The following is a 22,314-nucleotide window of genomic DNA, read 5'->3' as shown; positions in this document are numbered from 1 at the left end:
TCCCCCCGTCGTTACTGCTGCTGGATCACCCGCGGATAGCTGCCGAAAATCTTGAACATCGCACAATCCTGCCGGAGTTCCGAACAGGCGGCGGCGACTTCCGGATCTTCCATGTGGCCGAGGATGTCCGCGAAGAAGCAGTATTCCCAGTTGCCGCTCTTGAGCGGGCGGCTCTCGATCATCGTCATGGAGATGTTGTGGTTGCGGAACGGGCGCAGCGCGTCGTACAGCGCGCCGGCGCGGTCGTGAAGCGCGAAGCAGAGACTGGTCTTGTCATCGCCGGAGGGCTTGTTCTCCTGTTTGCCGATCACGAGGAAGCGCGTGATGTTGCGCGAGTTGTCTTCGATGTTCTCGGCGATGCAGGGCAGATCGGAGTGTTCATGGGCCATCGCTCCGGCGATGGCGGCCGAGTCGGATTCGCGTTCGGCCAGTTCCATCGCGCGGGTCGTGCTGGTCACTTCGATCAGCGTCGCATTGCGCAGATTCGCCTGGAGGTACTCCCGGCACTGACCGAACGGCTGCGGATGGCTGTAGATGCAGCGGATCTCTTCGAGCGGCCCGGCGCTGTAGAGGAAAAGGTGAACCGGCAAATTGAATTCCGCAACGGCTTTCACGTTCGAGGTGACCAGCGAGTCGAGAGTCGGATTCACGACTCCCTCGGTCGTGTTCTCCACCGGAACCATTCCATAGTCGGCGCGGCCCGATTCGACAGCGCGGAAAACATCGCTGATGGCGGCAACCGGCTGAGCCGAAACGCCGCGCCCGAACTTCTCGAGCACTGCGAGATGCGAAAACGTCCCCTGCGGACCCATGTAGGCTACTGAGACCGGGCGTTCGAGCTTGATCGCCGCGGACATGATTTCGCGGTAGATCGCCAGCAGCGACTCACGGTCGAGCGGGCCGGGATTGGCGGCGCTCAGCCGGTCGAGAAGCTGCCGTTCGCGTTCGGGCACATAGATCGGCATGTTGTGTTCGTGTTTCCACGCGCCGATCTTGCAGCCGAGTTCGCAGCGCTGATTCAACAGGCGGATGATGTCGGTGTCGATCGAATCGATTTCTTTTCTGAGTTTTTCAATATCCATACGTTTATATCCCTATCGGGTTTGCTTTGATTTTTCAAAAAAAAACACCGCCTCCGGCCCGGTTGTTCCGTAACGGGGTTGAATTAATAAACTTTGAAATGTACTTTATTTCAATGGCATATTGGGAGGAAACTGATGTTTTTTTTAAAAATTTTTGTTTTTGCCACGTTTTTTGCCGTTTTGGCGGCCGGCTGCGCGAGTTCTCCCGCCCCCGGAAACGGCATTGTTCATGCGCCGCCGCAGAGTGACGAGTCGACGATGGCCCGGCGCGCGGAGGAGTTGGCGAAAACCCTTGCATCGTGCGAAACCCGCGGATTGGCGTTCCGTCCGGAAATGCTGGCCGAACGTCATTTCACGTCGCCGGCGGATTTTCTGGCGCTCGTCCGCAGATTCGGTTTCAACCGGCTTTACGTCTATCTCGATTCTCCGGAGTCGCTGGAATTGCCGCAGCTCGACGCGCTGCTGGTGGAGGCCGGCAAAGAGGGAATGCCCGTGGAGGCCGTTCTGCCGGAGGGCCGTTACGTGATCGGTCGGCGCGGAAACTTCATCCTGCGCTCATTCGTCTCCAGCGGTACCACGCTTGAGGAGATGCTTGAGCATCTCCGGAAGTTCGAGACGGAATCCGAACCGTTCCGCTTCTCCGGAGTCACCGTGCTGGCCGAACCGCATACTTTCACCTCCGCGAACATCCACCGCCCGAAAGCTCTGGTCTACGCCTGGAGCAGCGATACGTTCGGGCCGGGGCTCGACAACGACAGGATCATGCGCATCACGCTCGATAAACTCGCCGCTTTCGGCGGGAAGCTCGGCGGGATTCCGTATACGGTCGGAATCCCGGATTTCTACGAGGAGCTTGTCGCAGAGGGGAAACTTTCCGCCGGTTCCGTCCGGGATTTCGGTGGAATCGCCTCGAAAGTCCTCATCCGCAACGCCGGCAACAAGCCGACCGAGACGGTTGAAGCGGTCAGAAACGAACTCAAGGCGGCGAAAAACGGGACGCTGCTGGTCTCAATCACGCTTGCCGAACACACCTCCGTCACCTCGGGGTCGCTGCGGCGTCGCAACTGGGCGGACTTCATCCGTTCGCTCGATTACGCGATCGGGCAGTGGAAAACATTCCCCGCGTTCGACGGTGTCGTGCTCGGCCCGTTCCCCCGGATTGAAACGCTGTATCAGGAGAAATAGCGATGCGCTGCCCGAAATGTGGATGTCTGGATGACAAGGTGATCGATTCCCGTTCCGTCAAGGACGGCGCCGGAGTGCGCCGCCGCCGGGAATGTCTGGGGTGTTCCTACCGCTACACCACGATCGAGGGAATCATTCCCGAGGAGCTCAAGGTGGTCAAACGCAATTCCGTCCGCGAGGATTTCGACCGCGACAAACTGCGGCGCGGCATCGCCAATGCCTGTTACAAACGCCCGGTCAATCCGGATGAGATCGACCGGGCGGTCGAGGACATTGCCGCCGCGATTCTGCGCGATTTCGACAAGGAGGTCACGAGCGCCGAGATCGGCAGCCGCGTGATGGCCGAACTGCGCAAGATCGACCAGGTCGCCTATGTCCGTTTCGCTTCGGTCTACCGTAAATTCGAGGACGTCGACGAGTTCATCGACGAAATCCGCACCCTCAAATAAACCAGGACAGGTACTGATCTTGAAAGAACCGATGCTGATTCTGGCGCCGGGCCGTGAAAAGTCGCTGCGGCGTCGCCATGTCTGGATTTTCTCGGGCGCGATTGCCGCGCTCGAGGGGAACCCCGCCCCCGGCGAAACCGTCGTCGTGGTTGATTCGGAACGCCGTTTCCTCGCGCGGGCAGCCTGGTCGCCCGAGTCGCAGCTCGCGGCCCGGGTCTGGAGTTTCGACCCGGATGAGCCGATCGACGCGGCCTTTTTCCGCCGCCGGGTCCGGAACGCCGTGGAGTTCCGCCGCTTTCTGCGGCTCGATGCGCCGTCAGGGGGGGGCCGTCTCATTCATTCCGAGGGGGATGCGCTGCCGGGCCTGATCGCGGACCGGTACGGCGAATTCATCGTCGTGCAGTTTCTGAGCACTGGGACGGAACGTTTCCGCTCCGAGATCGTCGACGCTCTCCGCAGCGAGACCGGCGCCCGGGGAATCTATGAACGCTCCGATGCCGGGGTGCGTGCCAAGGAGGGACTTCCCGAACGGTGCGGCGTCGTTGCGGGCGAGGCTCCGCCGAATCCGATCGTCATCGAGGAGAACGGTGCGAAATTCGCCGTCGACGTGCGCCACGGCCAGAAGAGCGGATTCTATTTCGATCAGCGTGACGCCCGGGCATTTGTCGCCCGGCTCGCCGCCGGGAAACGCATGCTGAACGCATTTTCCTACACCGGCGGCTTCGGCGTTGCGGCTGCGCTCGCGGGGGCGGAACATGTCATCAACATCGACTCGTCCGCTCCGGCTTTGAAGCTTGCGGCGCACAACATGGAGCGCAACCGGATCCGTCCGGATCGGTATGAGAACCGTGAAAGTGACGTTTTCGCCGAACTGCGCTCGCTCTCTGCGGAGGGGCGGAAATTCGATTTGATTGTGCTGGATCCGCCGAAATTCATCGATTCGCGCAGCGCCCTGACGCGCGGCTGCCGCGCGTATCAGGACATTGCCCGGCTCGGATTCGGGCTGCTCGCCCCGGGCGGGGTTTTGTGCAACTTCTCCTGTTCGGGGTTGATGACGCCTGAGCTTTTTCAGAAGATCACGGCCGATGCGGCGGTCGAGGCGAACGTGCGCGGCGTGATCCTCCACCGCTTTGAACAGGCGGCCGATCACCCGGCGGCTCTGGCGATTCCGGAGAGTTTCTATCTCAAGGGACTCGCGATCCGGATCGATGCTTGAACTTCCGGCGGGCGGGTCAGTCGCGGATCCGGTAGATCTTCCCCTCGATGAGCGTGGCGTAAATCGCGCCGTCCGGACTCCGGGAGAAATCGTTCACCGCGGAGTCGCCCCCGCGAAAACGCCAGAGCAGCGTCCCACTGTCCGCGTCGACCGCGGCGATGACACCGTTGCGGCTGCCCGCATAGACGACTCCATCCGACTCCAGAATCGGGCAGGGGGCGTGTTCGTAACCGAACTTCAGGTCACACACCCATTTCAAGGTGAATTCCGACCGCCCGGTTTCGACTGCGATGAGTTCTCCGTCCATGGTTTTGGCGTAAACGGTTGAGCCGTCCACGCTTCTGCCGAGAGACTCCCGAACTTTATACGCATTGCTCCGCCAGATGGTTTTGCCGGTTTTGAGGTCGATCGCGGTCATGAACCGGTCCGGCGCAACGATGATGGCCTGCCCCCCGGCGATGACGGGATTCACGTTGCCGGGGGAGTAGAGAATTTGCGACTTGCCGTTGTTCCACTTCCAACGCAGTTCCAGCGTATCGGCATCGAGCGCGTAGAGATTCGTGTCCCACGCGCCGAACACGACGACGCCTTCCCCGACGGCGGGACGCCCCTGCATGGAACCGAACCCCTCACCGGAGGCTTTGATGCAACTGCCGTTTGCGTCGACCCGGTAGAATGAACGACTGCCGCCGCCGATGTAAAGTTCGTTCTCCGTCGCACATCCTCCGCCGATGACCGGCGCGGGAGTCGCCTGCCAGTGCAGCAGTTTGCGGGCGCGTTCCGAGAAGAATGCGATGCCCCCGCCTCCCTCCTGGCCGTCCGGCGCACTGGTCGTGCCGATGGCGACCGTTCCGTCGTAGGCCGCCGGCGTGGAGTAGAGCGGCGAACCGAGCTGTTTCTCCCACAAGACCCGGCCGTCTTCCGGGCTGAGCGCCACAAAACGGCCGTCGCTGGTCCCGTAATAAACTCCGTTCTCCGTGGCCGCCGCGCCCGTGAATACCGAAGCCGGATCCGCATGCAGCAGCGTAACTTCGACGTGATCGGGCAGGGGGGCTTCCGGAGGAAATGGTTTTACTTCCACCGGATCGCGCCGCTTGAATGCGAGAATTTCACCGCCAAGCCGCTTTTCGACCGCTTCGAGTGTTTTCCCGTCGGTCCTGAGCAGATTGTAGCCATGCGTCTTATGCCAGTCCGTGAGCGGGCGGCAGACAATGCTTTCGAGTCCGTAGATACGCTGCCGGAACTGCTCGTGCGTGTGTCCCGAGACGATTCCGAGCACATTGTATTTTCGTAGAATTTCCGCGATGGCCGGCCCGTTGCCGAGCTCTCCTGCCAGAGGATAGTGGCAGAAGACGATGACCGGTTTGCCCGCCCCGGCGAGTCGCTTCAGCGACTCTTTCAGGAATGCAACGTCCTCGCTGCGGACGTAGCCGTCCCCCATTTTCAAATAAGGTCCGGTCGGGAAGCCGATCAGCACAACCCCTTTGTTTTTGACGGCGAACCGCTCTTGCCCCCAGAGCCTGACAAAAGTCTGCCCCGCGCTTTCGGACCAGTTCGTCTCATGATTGCCGGAGAGAACGTAGAGCGGTTTCCGGATTCCGGAGAGTTGCCGGTGCACATTTTGCAGTTCCGCGTCCGATCCCCGGTTCGTAATGTCTCCGGTCACAACCACAAGATCGGTATCATTCCCGTTGATCTCCTCGACCAGCTGCGGCATGAGTTTGTCATCCGCGTTCCCCGGGGTGAGGTGCAGGTCGGTGAGCACTGTGATTTTCAGTTCCGCGGCAGTGGTAACCAGCGCCGAGATCAGCAAAAAAACGATCAGAATATTTCGCATGAGCGGCAGTCCTCCTGAATTATTTTTTTGGGTAACGTATCCTGCATCCGACCGGAAGTCAAGTTTTTGAGCAAAAAAAACGCCCGGAACCATGCTCCGGGCGCTCGCCTGCGGCAGTTTCCGCCGGGATTATTGAGCGGTTTTTTCCGTTTCAACGGGTTTGGAATCCACTGCGTCGCGCTTGTCGTTTTTGACCTTCCCGAGGTAATCGGGCAGGTCGAGCCCGGCCATGCCGGCGACGTCGTGCAGCGGCGGCAGGCTCTGCAGCATACCGGAGAGGAAGTTCGCCGTGGTGGTCTTGCCGTCGCCCGCCCGGCTGCCGCCGTCCCAGACGGTGACCTTGTCGATCTTGATCCCCTTGATCGCCTCGGTCTGCAGGGCGACGATCTCCTGAAGTTTTTCGATGAGCAGCATCTTCGACGCGGCGTTGGAATCGTTTTCGCACGCTTCGATGATTGCGCGGTAACCTTCGCCTTTGGCTTTCAGAATTTCATAATTTCCGCGCGCTTCGGCTTCGAGTTTCGCATAGATCGCGTCGGCCTGGCCTTTCGCTTCACGCCGCAGTTTTTCCGCTTCGGCGTCGGCCGCGATTTCGATCTGGTTCTTCTGGATTTCGGCCGGGACGATCACTTCGGCGCGCTGGCGCTCCATCTCCATCTTCGCGCGGGAGATCTGGGCGTCGGCTTCCGCTTCAAATTTCGCCTTTTCGATCTGGGCGGCCGCAACCTGACGGGCGGCTTCGGCGCGGCGGTACGCCTCGGCTTCCTGTTCGGACCTTGTGGCGTTCGACTTCGCAATCTCGATCGCGGAGACGTTCTCGCCCTGGGTCGCGGTCGAATCCGCCTGTTTGACTGCGATTCGGCGGTCGCGGTCGGCGTTCGCCTCGCCGGCGGCCGCGGCGGCTTCGGCCTGTTTGACGGCGATGCGCTGCGCCCGGTCCGCGTCGGCCTCGCCCGCGATGGCGGCGGCTTCTGCCTGTTTGACGGCGATGCGCCGTTCGCGGTCGGCATCGGCTTCGCCGGAGGCGGCTTCCGCCTCGGCTTTCGCAACGGCGATTCGCTCGAGCTTGTGCGCTTCAGCTGCGCCGATGCTGCCTTTGCGCTGTTCTTCGGCGACGTCGACTTTCGCCTTGTTGATCGCACCGGCGGCGGCGCGCTGCCCGATGGCCGCGATGTAGCCGGATTCGTCGGTGATGTCGGTGATGTTCACGTTCAGAAGTTCGAGGCCGATCTTCTTGAGTTCCTCCGCCACATTCGCCTCGACGGCGCGCAGGAACGTTTCGCGGTCGGCGTTGATCTCCTCGATCATCATCGAGGCGATGACCAGACGCAGCTGGCCGAAGATGATGTCTTTCGCGAGTTCCGCGATCGCTTCCGGACTCTGGCCGAAGAGACGTTCGGCCGCGTTGCCCATGATCTCCGGACTCGTCGAAACCCCCACTGTAAAGACCGACGGCACATTGATGCGGATATTCTGTTTGCACAAAGCATTGTCGAGATTCACCGCGATCTGCAGCGGGCGCAGCGAAATGTAGCCGTAATCCTGAATGACCGGCCAGACGAACTTCGCGCCGCCGTGGATGCACTTCGCCGCCTGATGACCGCCGGTCCTGCCGTAGATGATCATGATCCGGTCGGAGGGACACTTGCGGTACCAGGTCACCAGCGAGATGAAGAACATCAGGATGACGAACCCGGCGATGGTTGCGATGATGATGACTCCCATGCTTGAACACTCCTTGTTTCGTTAAAAGTGAAAGTCGTATGGTTGAGATTTGGCGATGGGCCGACTCTTCGCTTTCGCCTTTTTCTTTTTGCGGTTCAGGTAAAGCGTGAAGAGAAACGCACCACCGATTCCGGCGGCGAACCCGGCCGTGACCGGCAGGACATTCAGCAGGATTTTCAGCACAGACTTCTCCCCCCGGATCAATTCGGTTTGACGAGGAAACTGCCGTCGCCGAGATCTTCGGCGATGATGACGAGGCTGCCGGTCTTGAATTCCTCGTCGGCGCGTGCGCTGATCTGCCGGGTGCAGCCGGGCAGATTGACTGTTACGAGCCCGCCCGGAGCGCGCCCCGCCGGAATCGTCAGGTAAACGGTCCCGTGCCGCCCGACCAGCGCCTCGGCTGTGATGTTGCCCGACTGCTGCAGTTTCAGCATGAGCGATACGAGGAACGCCGTCAGCACCATCATGACCAGGCCGCTGATGATCGCGATGCCGAGCCCGCCGATCCCGAGATGGCCGTAGAAGAACCCGCCCCATCCGAAAAACGTGATGAACGCCATGATCGCTTTCAGCGAGAAGAAGTTCAGCCCGGCAATGTCGGAGACGTCGTTCGCGTTCACGTCGAAATCCATCCCGGCAGGATCCGCATCCACATCCGCGTGGAGTCCGGTCATGCTGAGGATGAACTGCAACGCGAGAACGACGCTGCCGGCCACGGCGATGAACAAATAGACACTGCGTCCGCCGGCCAGAAATTCATTGAGATCCTGCCACATGATCCGCCTCCTTTCTTTCGGGTTGTCTGTCGGGGGTAGACTCTGTCTTTATGTTATCACGTTTTCCGCCAAAATCAAAGGATTTTTCCGTTCAGACGCGAAAAAAACGAAAAATTTTTTCTTCCGCTTGCATTTGCGGAAAGCGCGGAGTATCTTCTCCCTGGTTTTCCGAAAAAAAGCAGAAAAAAGCGGGGTGGCTCATGATTCACTGTCCCGAGTGTGGTCGAGAGATTCCGGAGAGGGATTTCAACGTCTCGACCGATCTGGCTTTCTGCAGCGTATGCGGCACGAATTACAGCTATTCCGAGCTCGTGCAGGCGGAGAATGATGGAGATGTCTACCGGCCCGATCTGCCGCCGCGCGGGTTTCGGGTGACAAACATTCCGCCGTATGAGGAGGTGCTCTCCTACCGCTTCTTTTCGAGCGGGGTGTGGGGGCTGCTGATTTTCGGGATTATCTGGTGCGGGATGACAGGAGTATTCACGGTGAATATCTGGTTCGTTGAAGTCACGCCGTGGCCGGTGAAACTTTTTCTGCTCCCGTTTCAGGTGATAGGCCTCTGTATTCAGGGGGCGGTTCTTGTGACGTTGTTCGGCCGGGGGGAACTGCGGGTGCGGGATGGAATGCTTGAGACCTTTGCCGGAATCGGCGGACTCGGTTTGACCCGCCGGTGCGATCTTGCGAAAATCGAACGGGTCGCGATTGAGCCGACCTCCATGCGGCAGAACAATCGGCCCATCTACGGCGTTCAGATCCGCTGTGACGGACGGAAGCGGTTCGTCGGCCGCTGGCTGAGCAGCGAAAAGCAACAGTACATCGAGAGTTTCATCCGCCATCACATCCGCCGGAACGACGCCCGGAAAAAAGGGTTCTGGGCGTAACGTTCCGGCGCGGCGGAGGAGCGGTGAATGATAAGCGCTCTTTCAATCATTTCCAGTGTGTTTGTAGTAGGCGACGGATTCCGGTTTGCTGTCTGAATTCAGAAGACGCTTCTGGTACTCCGCGGCGGTATGGGATTTGACATGCCCGTCGAGATAACAGATGTTGCCGCCCATCCCATGCCGGGTGTAGCCATTGGTCGGCCTGACCGAGCCGCTGTTGTAATAGACAATGTCATTGCGGATGTCGCAGATCGCCATGACCGCGCTCGGACTCGGAACCGCATTGATCTTCCGGGGAACCGAATGCGGAATGCCGTCTGTCGCATCCACCGTAACCATGAGTCCGGCATTTTTTTCGCCGTTGACGGTCTGAATATAGGCGTTGAATCCATACCCGCGTTGCCACCAGGAGTAGTCGTTTTCACCATACTTTTCATTGTTGGCGGGGCAGCTGTAGGTGGAGGGACGGAACCGGTTCGGATCGTCAATGCTCCGGCTCTGATAGAGAATCCCGAGCAGCCGCGCATAGTTGTGGTTCCAGTACGTCCCCCCCCGGCCGGGCGGCAGCCCCTGGGTTTTGGCCGGGACGATGTAACCATCGTAATCATTGATGTACATCATGACTTCGGAACCCTGTTGCTTGAGGTTGTTCACGCAGGAGATGTTTCTGCCGCGCTCTCTGGCCTGCTGCAGCGCAGGCAGCAGCATCGCGGCGAGAATGGCGATGATCGCTATCACCACGAGGAGTTCGATGAGTGTGAAACAATGCGGGAGTGACGTTTTTTTCTGACGGAATTCCGGTGAACAGTTTGACGTTTTCATGTTGCAAATCCTTTCCTGTAAATGTATTGAATGAAAGTGTTTTTCAGTTGTCCATCCGGGAGAAAATCCATTTCAGGGTGCCGTTCCAGCTTTCTCCGGGGGCGAGAATCAACTCGCGGCTGCTCTCCATTTCAAAATTGCAGCAGCCGATTCCGAACCAGAGACGCGGTTTGCGGAATTTATCCGGAGAAAACTCCTGCCGGATCCGGTAGTTTTTCGAGGGGCTCACAAGTTCCCAGTATCCGGCCGTGAACTCCGGCGTGGTGCGGTCGCCGAGCCCCGTCCAGTACGGAATCTCAACCTCACCGCCACCGATCGGCAGTTTCAGCAGGTCCGAATGACTGACCGCCTCTCCGCCGACCGTGTACTCCGGGTGCATGTACCAGGAGCATTTGACCGGGGCGGCATTGAGGTTTTTCACCGTCACATCGAGATTCAGTATTCCCCGGTTGCCGAGCGTGATTTTTTTCGTGACGGCGAGTTTTCCGGGATTTTCCGCCGAAAGTTCGAGCCCGTCCGGAAGTACGTTCACGCGGTATGGCGTGTTGCGCCCGATTCCGAATCCATGCGGGCCGCGCACTTCATCCCAGATGCAGTAGTAAAATGCGATATTGTGCAGTCCCGCAAGTCGATCGTAGGGTACTGTAATCTGATTTTTCCCGGTGTGACGATCGTAAATCTCGAGAATGCGGCCGCCGCGCTGCGGGTCGACGGTCACTTCGAGCGAGTCGTCGGAGAGCACATAGACGTCATTGGCGTACCCGTACATCTTCGCGGTGTTGATGCCGGTTTTTTCCGCGAGACGGCGGACAAATATCGTCGCTTTTTCCGAGCTGCTTTCGTATTTTCCCTCGTAGCTGATCGCCAGTTCAAACCGGTCGAGAATGTTTCCCGCCGCGGCCGGAACCGGGAGTGCGGCATGTTCGCCCGCTTTCGGGCCGAGTGTTATGACCTTCGACTCAACCGTTTCCCCGTCGGGCGTTTCGAGAGAAAGATTCACTTCGACCGGCTCGGCGGTCGGATTCGTCAGCGTCGCGCCGATTTCGGCTGCATGTCCCGCACCGGTTACGACCACGGGGGTGTCGGGTTTGAGTCCAATGCGGTCGGAAGCCGCCTGTTCTTCGACTTTGACCGCTCTGGTCAGCTCGACCGGAGCGGCGCTTTCGAGATAGACCGGGGCGGGGCCGTAGAGCGTACGGAATGTTCCGTCCGCGGCGGTCCGGATCTCCTTGGTTTCCCCCATCATTGAAACCACGGTGACGGCACCGGGCTGCGTGCGGAAACGCCCGGTCATCTCGGAAGCGCCGTTCCACACGATCGTGATGTACCGGTTCGTCTCCGGATTCCGGTAGACGTAGCCGAAGTTCACCTCGTCGGAGCCTTTCATTTTTCCGGAAAAGACGCATGGCCCGAGTTCGCGCCCGAGCACCTGGCACGCATAGAACGCGGGTTTCTTCTGGCCGTAGTAATCGAGCATGCCGAAAGAGTGCTCTGTGTAATTTTCGTCGCGCCCCTCGTCCCAGAAGCTGTAGACAAAGACGCGGCGGAATCCGAGAACATGCTGGATGACCAGTCCGCGCACGAGAAACGCCGCCTTGCGTTCCGGCGTCATTTCACCGACCGGATTGGCGACGTTGCAGTCGGTGTAGCCGAATTCGGTCGAGATCATCGGCTTGTCTCCGTCTCCGTATTTCGCCATAATTGCGCGGATTTTGCTGACCCGTTCAAACAATCCCTCGGGACTGCCGGAGGGGTAGCCCGGCGGATAGACGAATTCGGTTGTGTTGCCGAGGTAGTTGTGGATGTCGAGCACATCGAAGTGCTCTTTCGCTCCGGCGGCGTAGAACTCTTCGAGGAAAGTCAGCGACCGCCCGTCAAGGCAGACGGTTGGCGCATAGAGCAGGGCGTTGGGAATTGCCGCTTTCAGTTCCCGATTCGTGGCTTCCACCTTTTTCACGTATTCCGCTCCGCGAATGCCGCGCAGGTGCGGTTCGTTCCCGGCGCCGTAAAGGTGAATTCCCAGCTGGCCGCCATTGGTGTAGTTGCGTTTTCCGGAAAAAGTGGTTACCGCGATGCCGCGGTCATAGCACATCTTCACGATTTCAGGATAACTCTCCCACCAGCGGATCGTCTTGAACGGGGTCTGGGAGAGCAGATCGAGGGCGACCGTCTCCCATTCCCTGGTGCGTCTTTCGTGACGCGCGCCGCCGCCGCCCCAGTAGTGATTGATTGCGAGCATATCTCCGAATGTTTTCACATCGATCGGCCCCGGAGGTTCGTAGGCGAATGGCTTTACGACCGGATATTCGCCTTCTTCGTAGAGCGCGGTGACACCGTAATATTTTTTTTCACCGGGCGTCAGTGGATAGACGATGAAACTTGTGATGTTCGCGGGGAAATTCCCGATGCGTTCGACGTTCGGAGCTGTGATTTTGGTGAACGGTGTGTCGGAACGGTAGAGGCGGAACTTCTTCACCTGCGAGGCGGATCCGAAACCGCTCCAGTCGAGTTTCAACGCGCCGGATCCGATGCCGTTTCCGCGCAGCGTCACTTCCGGCCGCTGGTTTTCCGGCAGAAGTGCGGTTGTGTCCGCGTCCTCGGGAAGCCGGATGCCCCAGACCGCGGCTTCCGAAAGGATCAGCTGCATGCGTGCGGGGTGTTTCTTCACGCGGAACTGCACATAACGCGCCGCCGCCGGTTTCTCGAGCTTGAGCTCGACCATTTCGCCGAGCTTTTCCTTCTGGTTCAGCAACCCGTCGGGACATTTCACTGAGCCGACCGAGACGAATTTCGTCCCATCCATTGAAAGCAGCAGTTCGAAAGTTTCAAACCCCTGCATCTTCGTTTGTTGCGACCAGATCGCTGCGCGGGTGACAACACAGGCTTCCTTAAGATCGATGGTGAAAGTTGCGTAATATTGACCGCCCCAGTTGCCGAACGCCTGGCAGGTCCCGTCGGTTCCGCGCCGTCCGTCGAGCAATACGCGGTTCGTTCCGTTCGGACGAGAGCCGGTTTTGAGCATCTCTTCGGATTTTGTGGCATAGGGACCATCCGTTACCCACTCAAGAGTGGCTCCCGTTGCAATTCGTTTGCCGTCGGCGGGAAATACGCTGCCTGCGGGGTTGTCGCTCAACAGCTTCTCTTCGATCTTCACTTCCGGCGCGAGCTGGACGGTGATCGCTTCCGCGGCTTCCGTCGTTCCCGCCTCGTTGCCCCAGATGGCGGCTTCCGAGATGATCTGCTGCGGCGAGCCGTCCCGCACTTTGACCCGGAACAGCACATACTGCGCCCGGACCGGTTTTTCAAACCTCAGTTCCAGAGGCGCGCCGAGACGTGTCTGTTCGGTTGAGAGTCCATCCGGAAATGCGCCGTCCGCCACCACTGAGAAGTTTTTTCCATCAGTTCCCGCCAGAATCTCAACCCGCCCGCTTTTCTGATTTTTGCTGAACTGTGCCCAGACCGTGACCCTGGTGAGGTCATACGGTTTTTTAAGGTCGATGATGAAACTTTCGACGCGGTTTTTCGGCATCCACGATCCGAATCCCTGGCAATCTCCCTCCGGTCCGCGCCTCCCATCCAGAAGTGCGCGGTGTGTTCCGTTCGGCGCGGCGGCGGTCTTGATGAATTCCGGGCTGCAGCCGAACTCTCCCTCTGTGATGAGGGACAAGGTCGCTCCCGTTTTGATGCGGGGTTCCTCTGCGGGGAATGTATTGGATTTCCATCCCGGGCGCTCGTTGTCCGTCAGCAGAAAATCGCCCGCATAGAGTGCGGAAGTGAGGAGCAGTGCTCCGGAGATCAGAAAGGTTGATTTCCTCATGTTTCAGTTTCCTTTGGTTATGTCTGCGACAGAGTCACGGACGATCAATTCAGTTTCCAGTGTATCGCAAGGCAGGTTGTTCCTCCGGTTCTTCAGAAATTCATCCAGATATTTTACCGCGAGGAATCCGAGTTCCGTCAGCGGCTGCTTTACCGTGGTCAGAGCCGGATGCTGATAGCGGCCATGCAGAATGTTGTCGAATCCGATAACGGAAATGTCTTCCGGTACGCGCAGATTCGCATCCCAGCATGCCTTGATTGCCCCGATCGCCATTTCATCGTTTGAGCAGAATACCGCTGTGATTTCCGGGCAGGTCAGCAGTAGTTGGGTGCACTGATTGTAGCCCGCCTCATAAGTTTCCGGCGTCGGCTGGTGCGGGATGATCCACGCTTTCCGGTACTCCGGATTGATTTGTTTCATCATGTCCTGATATGCCTGAAGCCGCTGCTGATGATTCCCGTTGTGTTCAAGTGTGTTACAGAGAAATCCGATGTTCCGGTGGCCGCAGCCGGCCAGATATTCCATCGCCTTGACCGCTCCGGAATACGATTCGTTGTTCAGAAATCCCATCTTCGGCGCACTCTGCTCGCCGTTGACCAGCATGGTCGGGATTTCCGCTTCAATCAGCTGCGGAAGCTGATCGGTCACCCGTTCCGGCGGAAACAGCACCACCGCGTCGCATCTGCGCTCGCGAATCAGCTGCAGCAGCGGCTTCGCCTCCGGCGCAATCCGGTATAAGATCACTGTTACGTCCAGCAGCCCGTCGTCACTGTAATCCGCCACCCCGTCGAGCACCTGCGAAATGTATTCGTTCACGAGCGACGAGTCCATCACCACGATGATCCCGATGTTGAATCTCCGCTCACTCCCTTTCGTCGGCGCGAAGTTGAACTTCTCCACCACCGCCGAAACCCGCCGGCGCATCGCCTCGCTCACGTCCGTCCGGTTGTTGATGACCCGCGATACCGTCGCAAGCGAAACCCCGGCCTCCTCCGCCACAAGTTTGATGTTGATCTCTTTTTTGTGTCTTGCCATTTTTCGGAATCTCTCCCGTCATAATTTATTTTCGTAAATTAATTATGACACAAATCAACCCGAAAAGCAAGAGGAGAAAAATTTATTTTCGAAAAAAAATTTCCCCGAAGGGCGACAGCCGCACAAGACGTGGAGACGCGGGAGTTCAGACGGTATCGTTCCAGCTCTTTTTGATTCTGCGCTTTTCAAGCGGAAGAGGCCGGAGACGGGCGATGACCCAGATCCCGACCGAGAGCAGAATCGTCGCGACGGCGAAGTAGATCCGGTAACCATACAGCGGATTTCCCTCCGGAGCAAAACCGGCGCAGAGATCGAGCAGTACCCCGGTCACGGTCATTCCGGCGATTCCGGCACCGGCGCCGTTGATGACCGCGATGAACATGGAACTTGCCACGCGCCGCTCTTCCGGCACGGTCTGGAGAAAATAGTGGGTCACCGAATTCGTCGTCCCGAGGTTCATGCTTCCGGCCAGCAGGAACGGGATGATCAGATAACCCGGCGTGAATTGTGCCGGGGCGAGAAGCCAGAGCAGGCCGATCCCGAGCATCAGGATATAGGCGTACAGCATCGTTTTGCGCGGTCCGATCGTGTTGGCGACCTTGCCGGAGAGAAACGACGCCGCCGCGCTCGCCCCGAATTGCGCGAGCGCATAGAGCAATGCTCCCGTGTCGCTGACCCCGCAGCCGCGCTTCAGCGCGAGCATCGAAATCGGAATCAGCATGATGACCGCCAGATTGACGCAGAAGCCCGCTGCGAGCAGCCGCAGCAGCTTGCGGTCGCGCAGGACCTTGCGGAACTCTCCGGCGATCGGTTTCCGGGCCGAGTCGCGGATTCCCTCGGTTTCATCGATCCGGTTGATGAAGCGCGATGAGGTGAACCCGCACAGCGCCCCGGCGACGATGATTCCGGTCAACATCCCGAGGCTGTCGCTGAATTTCAGAAGCAGACTGATGGTGATGAGCGCAACGAGGCAGGAGACGTAGAAGAGACCGGTGCTGACTCCGATTACTCTGCCGCGATCCGCATCGGTCGTGATGTTTCCGATAAGCGGCTGCGACATGACGACTCCCGCCGCACGGAAGCCGTAGAAGAAAAAAGCTCCCGTGAGCAGCATCCCCATCGCCGTCGTCCGGAATCCCGAGATACATACGAGCGCCGAACCTGCCACAAGCAGCGCCGCGATGTTCCGCGCAATCCAGAAGATCGACTGGCTGCGGGCGGCGCCGGTCCGGGCCGTGACGATCTTTCCGAGCGGCAGAAGCAGATAGCCGAAGTAAAGCATCGCTCCCAGAGCCGAAACGATGTAATCCGGGCAGCCGAGCCGCACCGCGAGCAGAATCAGCACCGTCTCCCCGAGGCACATGTAGGAGAGCCCGTTGATGAGGTTGAAGAGATTGTAATTACGCTGCGACTCCCGGCGCTGAGCCGGTGTCAGCGGTTGTTCCCGGATCATTTTTGTCCGCCTCCGGTACTTCCGGCTCGATTCCGCATGAGTAGCTGTTCCTGTTGCCCCGGAAAGCACCGCGCCTGCCGGTTTGTGTGATAATATACTCTCTGCCGCGTCAATTACCACAGGAAAAACTCTTTTTTTCCGTTTTTCCCGCGCGGAGCTTGACATTGTCGTTCCCCGTGATACAGTAAACTGTGCTGTTTCAGCAAATCAGGAAAGGAGGCCGTTGATGAGCAAGAGCCACGATGTCAAAAAAGATGCCAGGAAACCCGCGTCCAAGACCCTGAAAGAGAAACGCGCGGAAAAGCGCGCCAAGCGCGGAGAGTAAACAGCATCCGGAGGAAATGAAAACACAGAGGCGGCTGAACCCGTTCCGGCCATCCGCCTCTGTTGCTCCGCCGGGTCAGAGCTCGTCTGCGAGCCGGGCGCACCATTGATTGATGCGTCCGTCCGTTTCTCCCGGTTCATTGTCTTCGTCCAGGGCGAGTCCGACGAAGAAGCCGTTTTCCTCGGCGGTCGAGCCGGTATGGGAATACGTTTCGCTGCTCCATTTCCCGATGAGCCTGCCGCCGGCGGCGACGGCTTTGTCGGCGATTTCCGCCATTCCGTTTACGAAAGTATCGGAGAACCCAACCGAGTCGCCGAGCCCGAAGAGTGCAACCGGAGTTCCGGAGAGATCGGCAGATTCCAGCATCGGCAGTGCGTTCTGCCAGTCGTCCTGAAGTTCGCCGCACCCCCAGGTGGAGGTGCCGAGAATCAGAAGATCCGCCTTAAAATCGTCCGGCCCGGCTTCCGCAACGTTGATCACTTCCCCGCCGAGTTTCGCCGCTATGGCTTCCGCCGCGCGTCTGGTGTTGCCGGTACTTGAACCGTAGATGATTTTAATTGTTTTGCCCATGGGATGTCTCCCCCTTTCTGTTGACCGTCCGCGTACGTCATGCCGCCCGGGCGGTATTGTGAATTTTGCGCAGGGAGGCGGCAAGCGGCTCCCCGCTGTCGAGAATGATTCGGATTGAGTGTTCCGCGCGCCGGTAGCGCGCCATGATTTCAAGTGATTCTGCCGGATCGCCCGCTACCCGCCAGAGCCCGTGCGGCAGAGTCAGGCAGTCCGCAGGGTTTTCAAGAAAGCCGCGCACGTCTTTGAGCGGATACCCGAGAAATATACCGATTTCATGCGGAAATTCTCCCGTTGAATCTTCGCAGCGGCAGGCCAGCTCCGTGAGTTCCGCGCCGGGGATGTAGTTGCGCTCCCGCAGAAACTCCGCCGTCTCGGGCCGTGCCAGATGCGCTGCGAGAATTTCCTGCCGGAAAAACAGCACGACTAGGTTTCTGCTGTTCCGCCTCAATATCCGGCATTCGAGCCGCAGCGCCGCGAGAATTTCCCGCTGCCTGGCGCAGAACAGATCAAACTGCTTTCCGCCGGCCAGGCGGCGGCAGTTCGTCAGCCGCAGCAGCCCCGCCGGTTTCTCCCCGAGAATCACCGGCGCAAGTTTTATGACCAGGTGCCGGATCAACCGGCATGTCTCCGGACAGTTCGGCAATCGCTCCATTTCGGCTCTTCCTTTTTTTTGTTAGTTTTGTCTAATTTCCTGTGTAAATAAAAAAGCCACACATCACAATATAGATGCGTGGCGGAAGATGTCAAGAGGAAAAATTAGAAAAGTCTAAGTTTTTCCGGTTCGATCCGGTGCAGGGTGAGTTTTCCGTCGAGATACTCGTTGATGCTTTCGGCAAAGGCGAGGTAGTGCGCGGTCCGGTTGTGGATCTGCAGCGCGTCGTCGCTCTCCCAGGTTTCGAGGATGAGATACCAGTTCGGATGAAGAACATCCGGATAAATGTCGTAACTGATGTTGCCGGATTCTTTCCGGGAGTTTTCGATGAGGGGCTTGACCATCTCCTCGAATGCTTCGGCTTTTTCGGAGCGGACCGGGACGGTGACGATGAGTTTGAACATGTTGGATTCCTTTGGGTTAAGGTTGTTCGGGGGAGGGGATCACCGGGCCGGCGGGAGCTTGTCCCGGTTGCTGCAGAAGCTGTTGTTTCTGCATCTCCTGCTGAAGTTGCTGTTGAAACTGCGGCAGATTCTCCGCCATCTTCCGGCGGGTGACCTCCGCGAGTGCGACGGAGATTTTCGCGTCCGCAGCCGCTTTTTTGCGCCCGATGGGGGTTTGATAGAAACGGATCAGTTCGCGGATCTCGTCGAGTGTGTAGAGTTCGAGATAGGTTCTGGCGAGCTCCTCTTTCTGCGCTTCATAGGAGATCGTCCGGCGCAGATAGGACTCGAATACATGACGGAACGGAAGCAGCTGCGGATTGCTCTGAAGCTGGGCGTCGAGGCTGTTCTGCAGCGTCAGCTCCATCGTACGGGGCGTCCCTGCAACCTCGAGCAGCGTACAGGCGAGCATTCGCTCTTCCGGTCGCAGTACGCGGGTGGACGGCTCATCGGCCGCCGCGGCGCTCCAGCCGAGAGCCGCGCCGAGTGCGACAATGGAAAACAGCGGGCGGAATTTCATGGTTTTTTCTCCTTTCCCGGCTCACCGGCCAGCCGGATTCCGTCGTCGGTAATCACGATTTCACGCTCCTTGTAGAGCATGCCGATGAGCTGTTTGAACACACGTTTGCTGAACGGAAAATATTGCCGGATCTCCTCCAGGCTGCTTCTGGATGTGAGCGGCAGAAATCCTCCCGCTTCGCGCAGTTTGTCGAGAACGGCCGGTTTTTCGGCGACGACCCCGCGGAATCCGTCCCGCCGCAGCCGGACGTCGACCCGGTTTTCGCCGGGTCGGATCGCGTGGACGTATCCGGTCAGCCGATCGCCGGGCGCGACGGGCCGGAAGAGCTCGTTGAAGTAGAGAATCCCGATGTATTTCTCATCGACGAGTACGCGCCAGCCGAGGCGGATCTTCTCCCAGACCGTCACGCGAACCTCCTGATCCGGTTTGAGTTCCGATACGTCGCCCCTGCAGAAGCGCCCGAGGCGGCGCGAGGCGGCGATCCGCCCGGTTTTCGGATCGACGTAGATCCGCACAAGACACTCTTCCCCCGGGGAGACCCGCTGCGGCTGTTCGCGGAACGGCAGGAGCAGATCCTTGTCCATTCCCCAGTCGAGAAAGGCCCCGATCTTCGTGACCTCTTTCACACGCAGCAGTGCGAACGTTCCGGCTTCGCCTTTCGGCTTCCGGGTGGTGGCGACGGGGCGGTCCTCGGAGTCGCGCAGCAGAAACACTTCGATCTCGTTCCCCGGTTCGAGATCGGGAGGAACGAATTTATTCGGCAGCAGGACTGTTTCCCGGTGATTGCGCCCGTCGGAGAGGTAGAATCCGGAATCGGTTCTCCGTTCGGCGACGAGCTGACAGATTTTTCCAATGGGCAGCATGGTTCACAGATTCTTTCCGATGATTTTGATCGCTCCGAGGGGACTTGCGACCCGCCGCGATACGACGGCGCACTTGACGCGCAGCAGGAAGAAGATCGGACGCGCCGTAAACTCTTCGTCGAGCGACTCGAAGTTGCCCTGACCCTTCGAGATGACCACATCCGCTTTCTGCATCGCCTCGAGGAGTTCAGGCCTGCTGCGGCGCAGTGAGACGCCGGGCGCGCAGTCGCCCGTGTCGACGATCGGCACTCCCGTGATTCCGGAGAGCGCCGCTTCGCGGCGGGTCACGTCGTTCAGGATCGGTTTCCCGCGCACGCCGACGGTGATTTTGTCTCGATATGGTTCGATGAGCAGCCGGTCGATGACCGCTTCCCCGCAGTTGTCGAGCATGTAGAAGATCGATCCGGCCGCGTCGAGGCGGCGTTTGAATTCCGCGCAGAGTTCGCGGTCGAACGGCAGATCGAGCACCTCCCGGATCTTCGACTCGGCCTCGTGCAGATCGAAGTTCGGATTCACGCCGTAGTCGATGATGTTTCCGCCGATGGCGAACCGCACGGCCGCCTCGAACGGATCGGGAGCCTGTCGCACCATCTGCTGCAGTTCCGGCAGCAGTGCGAGCCCGAGTTCGGTCGAGCGGTCCTTGATTTCGCGCAGCGGGTCGCCCACTCCGGTGAGTTCCGTCATGAGGGAGTGGAACATCGCGGCGAATTCGGGCGGAGTCGTTGTCTCATCCGCTTTGATCACGAGTTCCAGCAGCCGTTTCACGATCGCGTGCTGGCCGGAGGCGTCCGGGGCGGCCTCTTTCGCGAGCTCCGAGAGCTGCGAGAGAATGCACGGGTAACAGTCAACTTGAACACGCATCGTTACGCCTCCCCCTCCGAAGTGCCGGCGGCATCGAGCTTCTGCCGGAAAAACCGCTTCCGCGCAACGAAGCTGCGCACGGCCAGACCCCACCATGCCGCACAGCCGATCGCGAGCACGAGCAGAATCCACTCCCCGAACCGGACGAAGAACGTCGGGGCGGGGTGATCCGGAACGTGGACCGCAAGTTTCCGGAAGCCGCGTCCGCGCCGGAGTTCGAGCCGCTTTTCCGGGCCGGGAACTTCGAGGATCTGCGTGATTTCGCCGGTCGGCAGGACGACGAGAGATCCGCCGTTGTTGCCGCACCGCACCATCGGCAGCCCCGTTTCGACTGCGCGCATGACCGCGTTGGCCAGATGCTGCTCGGGTTCGCTGCTGGTCGGATACCACGCATCGTTCGAGATCACGACGAGGACATTCGCTCCGCGCAGTGCGAATGCGCGGGTGAGATAACTGAAGATTCCCTCGTAACAGATCGCCACTCCGGCGCGCACGTTTTTCCCGAGCGGAACCGGGTCGAAATCGGTCCCGGGAGCGAGGTCGCGGTTCATGTCGATCCGCCGGATGACGAATTCGGGCAGAAACGCCCGGAACGGCACATACTCGCCGAACGGGACGCGGTGAATCTTGTCGTATTTGCGGCGCAGTTTCCCGGTTTCGTCGAAGTGGAGCGCGCTGTTGGTGACCTTGAGGTCGCGTCCGTCGACCGGGAGCGGATCCTGGAAGTCGATCGCTCCGATCAGCATCGGTACATGGTACGCATACGTGAGCATCCGGATTCCGGTCCGGAACAGCGTTGAAACAGGATGTGCCGCGCGGAACGGCACCGGTACCGCCGATTCGGGCCAGATCACGAGATCCGGTTTCGGGTCGGCCGTCATCGCTTCCCGCGAGAGGGTGAGGTAAACTTCGAGCGCCTCCCGGGCCTCTCCGATGTCCGCGTTGCGCCGCTGGGAAATATCTCCCTGCAGCACCGCCGGAAACCAGTTCGCCGGCTGTTTCCCGGCCGTTTCCGCGCGGCGCAGGTAGAGCGCGAAGCCCGCCGCGTGCAGCAGCGCGAAGCAGGCCGCCGCGAAGAGCAGGAGCTTTTTCCCCGGCATCCGGAAGCGGGTCGCCGCCGCCGTTCCGACCGCCGTTCCGAAGAAAGCGGTTGCGAACATGATTCCGAAGTGCCCCGTGAACGAGGCGAACTGAATGAGCGGCAGATCGCGCCACATCGTAACCGAGAGATCGTTCCACGGAAAGAGTCGCGAGCGCGTCCATTCGATGAGCGTGTAGAGCGCGGCGGACGCGGCGGCGAATCCGAGCAGCCGCCCGAACGCCGCGGCCGATCCGAGGAACCGCATGCGTGAATCGAACCCCTCGAGCTCCACCGCGACCGGAAACACCGTGTTCCGCCAGAGAAACGGCAGGAGTGCGCTCCAGAGCGCCGGCCAGAGCGAGATCGCCCACGGCATGAGGAACGGGATCACCGGCTCGATCTCCCGCAGGAAGCGGAACGCGAAGAGCGACCAGCCGAATCCCCAGGCATAACCGCACAGCGCCGCGAATTTCCAGCGCGACCGGCACGCGACCGCCGTCACCGGCGCAAGTGCGATGAGCGCGAGAACATTCCAGTTCAGAGGCGGCAGCGCCGCCGCGAAGCAGACGCCCCCCAGAAAACAGCCGAGCAGGTCGAGCAGCCGGTAACGGAGGGCCGCCCGGCGGATTTCATTCGGCTCTTTTTCCGCCGAAGTGTCCGGTCCTCCGGAAAAAAACTTGCGTAAATACAACATTTCGGAACGATTCCCATTGACAGAAAC

General features: G+C 59.5%; 20 protein-coding genes. 4 read left to right on the top strand and 16 right to left on the bottom strand.

The window, feature by feature from the left end; translation table 11 throughout:
* Positions 1-11: 11 nt before the first annotated feature.
* Positions 12-1,082: a prephenate dehydratase gene (gene pheA, locus Q0J85_RS03075; protein WP_294478149.1), complete on the bottom strand. Its 1,071-nt coding sequence runs from the start codon at positions 1,080-1,082 to the stop codon at positions 12-14.
* Positions 1,083-1,217: 135 nt separating this feature from the next.
* Between pheA and Q0J85_RS03070 the strand changes: the two genes are divergently transcribed.
* From Q0J85_RS03070 to Q0J85_RS03060, 3 genes are read left to right on the top strand one after another with little or no spacing between them, the layout of a single operon-like run.
* Positions 1,218-2,267: a hypothetical protein gene (locus tag Q0J85_RS03070; RefSeq protein ID WP_294478148.1), complete on the top strand. Its 1,050-nt coding sequence runs from the start codon at positions 1,218-1,220 to the stop codon at positions 2,265-2,267.
* A gap of 2 nt (positions 2,268-2,269) precedes the next feature.
* Positions 2,270-2,716 carry a transcriptional regulator NrdR gene (gene nrdR, locus Q0J85_RS03065; protein ID WP_294478147.1) on the top strand — a complete coding sequence of 149 codons (447 nt, stop codon included), beginning with the start codon at positions 2,270-2,272 and terminating at the stop codon, positions 2,714-2,716.
* Positions 2,717-2,747: 31 nt separating this feature from the next.
* Positions 2,748-3,932, top strand: a complete 1,185-nt coding sequence (locus tag Q0J85_RS03060; RefSeq protein WP_367274585.1) for a class I SAM-dependent rRNA methyltransferase — start codon at positions 2,748-2,750, stop codon at positions 3,930-3,932.
* 16 nt (positions 3,933-3,948) lie between these two features.
* On the opposite strand, the gene Q0J85_RS03055 is transcribed toward Q0J85_RS03060, so the two are convergent.
* The 4 genes from Q0J85_RS03055 to Q0J85_RS03040 all read right to left on the bottom strand — a co-directional run bounded on the left by Q0J85_RS03055 (position 3,949) and on the right by Q0J85_RS03040 (position 8,270).
* Positions 3,949-5,769, bottom strand: a complete 1,821-nt coding sequence (locus Q0J85_RS03055; protein ID WP_294478145.1) for a PQQ-binding-like beta-propeller repeat protein — start codon at positions 5,767-5,769, stop codon at positions 3,949-3,951.
* Between the two features lie 129 nt (positions 5,770-5,898).
* On the bottom strand, positions 5,899-7,494 hold the full coding sequence (locus tag Q0J85_RS03050; protein ID WP_294478144.1) for a flotillin family protein: 1,596 nt from the start codon (positions 7,492-7,494) through the stop codon (positions 5,899-5,901).
* A 21-nt stretch (positions 7,495-7,515) separates the two neighbouring features.
* The gene (locus Q0J85_RS03045) at positions 7,516-7,677 is read right to left on the bottom strand and encodes a hypothetical protein (RefSeq protein WP_294478143.1); all 162 of its coding nucleotides are present in this window, start codon (positions 7,675-7,677) and stop codon (positions 7,516-7,518) included.
* A gap of 17 nt (positions 7,678-7,694) precedes the next feature.
* A complete protein-coding gene (locus Q0J85_RS03040) occupies positions 7,695-8,270 on the bottom strand; it encodes a hypothetical protein (RefSeq protein ID WP_294478142.1) in 576 nt (191 codons plus the stop codon).
* 200 nt (positions 8,271-8,470) lie between these two features.
* Between Q0J85_RS03040 and Q0J85_RS03035 the strand changes: the two genes are divergently transcribed.
* The gene (locus Q0J85_RS03035; protein ID WP_294478141.1) at positions 8,471-9,151 is read left to right on the top strand and encodes a hypothetical protein; all 681 of its coding nucleotides are present in this window, start codon (positions 8,471-8,473) and stop codon (positions 9,149-9,151) included.
* Between the two features lie 42 nt (positions 9,152-9,193).
* On the opposite strand, the gene Q0J85_RS03030 is transcribed toward Q0J85_RS03035, so the two are convergent.
* From Q0J85_RS03030 to lnt, 11 genes are all read right to left on the bottom strand, one after another.
* The gene (locus tag Q0J85_RS03030) at positions 9,194-9,973 is read right to left on the bottom strand and encodes a prepilin-type N-terminal cleavage/methylation domain-containing protein (protein WP_294478140.1); all 780 of its coding nucleotides are present in this window, start codon (positions 9,971-9,973) and stop codon (positions 9,194-9,196) included.
* Positions 9,974-10,016: 43 nt separating this feature from the next.
* Positions 10,017-13,790, bottom strand: coding sequence for a discoidin domain-containing protein (locus Q0J85_RS03025; RefSeq protein WP_294478139.1), 3,774 nt, complete (start codon positions 13,788-13,790; stop codon positions 10,017-10,019).
* 3 nt (positions 13,791-13,793) lie between these two features.
* Positions 13,794-14,825 carry a LacI family DNA-binding transcriptional regulator gene (locus Q0J85_RS03020; RefSeq protein ID WP_294478138.1) on the bottom strand — a complete coding sequence of 344 codons (1,032 nt, stop codon included), beginning with the start codon at positions 14,823-14,825 and terminating at the stop codon, positions 13,794-13,796.
* A gap of 145 nt (positions 14,826-14,970) precedes the next feature.
* Positions 14,971-16,278 carry an MFS transporter gene (locus Q0J85_RS03015; protein ID WP_294478137.1) on the bottom strand — a complete coding sequence of 436 codons (1,308 nt, stop codon included), beginning with the start codon at positions 16,276-16,278 and terminating at the stop codon, positions 14,971-14,973.
* A 400-nt stretch (positions 16,279-16,678) separates the two neighbouring features.
* Positions 16,679-17,173, bottom strand: coding sequence for a flavodoxin (locus tag Q0J85_RS03010; protein ID WP_294478136.1), 495 nt, complete (start codon positions 17,171-17,173; stop codon positions 16,679-16,681).
* A gap of 37 nt (positions 17,174-17,210) precedes the next feature.
* Complete coding sequence (locus Q0J85_RS03005) at positions 17,211-17,825, bottom strand: DUF3793 family protein (protein WP_294478135.1); 615 nt, start codon at positions 17,823-17,825, stop codon at positions 17,211-17,213.
* Positions 17,826-17,929: 104 nt separating this feature from the next.
* Positions 17,930-18,229, bottom strand: coding sequence for a putative quinol monooxygenase (locus Q0J85_RS03000; RefSeq protein WP_294478134.1), 300 nt, complete (start codon positions 18,227-18,229; stop codon positions 17,930-17,932).
* Between the two features lie 16 nt (positions 18,230-18,245).
* A complete protein-coding gene (locus tag Q0J85_RS02995) occupies positions 18,246-18,788 on the bottom strand; it encodes a DUF2059 domain-containing protein (protein WP_294478133.1) in 543 nt (180 codons plus the stop codon).
* The gene (locus Q0J85_RS02990; protein WP_294478132.1) at positions 18,785-19,651 is read right to left on the bottom strand and encodes a S1-like domain-containing RNA-binding protein; all 867 of its coding nucleotides are present in this window, start codon (positions 19,649-19,651) and stop codon (positions 18,785-18,787) included. Before Q0J85_RS02990 ends, Q0J85_RS02995 begins: the two co-directional genes overlap by 4 nt.
* Before the next feature lie 3 nt (positions 19,652-19,654).
* Positions 19,655-20,512 (bottom strand): DUF89 domain-containing protein, encoded by an 858-nt coding sequence (locus Q0J85_RS02985; RefSeq protein WP_294478131.1) that lies wholly within the window; start codon positions 20,510-20,512, stop codon positions 19,655-19,657.
* Positions 20,513-20,514: 2 nt separating this feature from the next.
* Positions 20,515-22,287, bottom strand: coding sequence for an apolipoprotein N-acyltransferase (gene lnt / locus Q0J85_RS02980; RefSeq protein WP_294478130.1), 1,773 nt, complete (start codon positions 22,285-22,287; stop codon positions 20,515-20,517).
* Positions 22,288-22,314: the final 27 nt, after the last annotated feature.

Source organism: uncultured Victivallis sp. (assembly GCA_944389935.1).
Classification (GTDB): Bacteria; Verrucomicrobiota; Lentisphaeria; order Victivallales; family Victivallaceae; genus Victivallis.
This window is presented reverse-complemented; position numbering and strand designations above follow the sequence as displayed.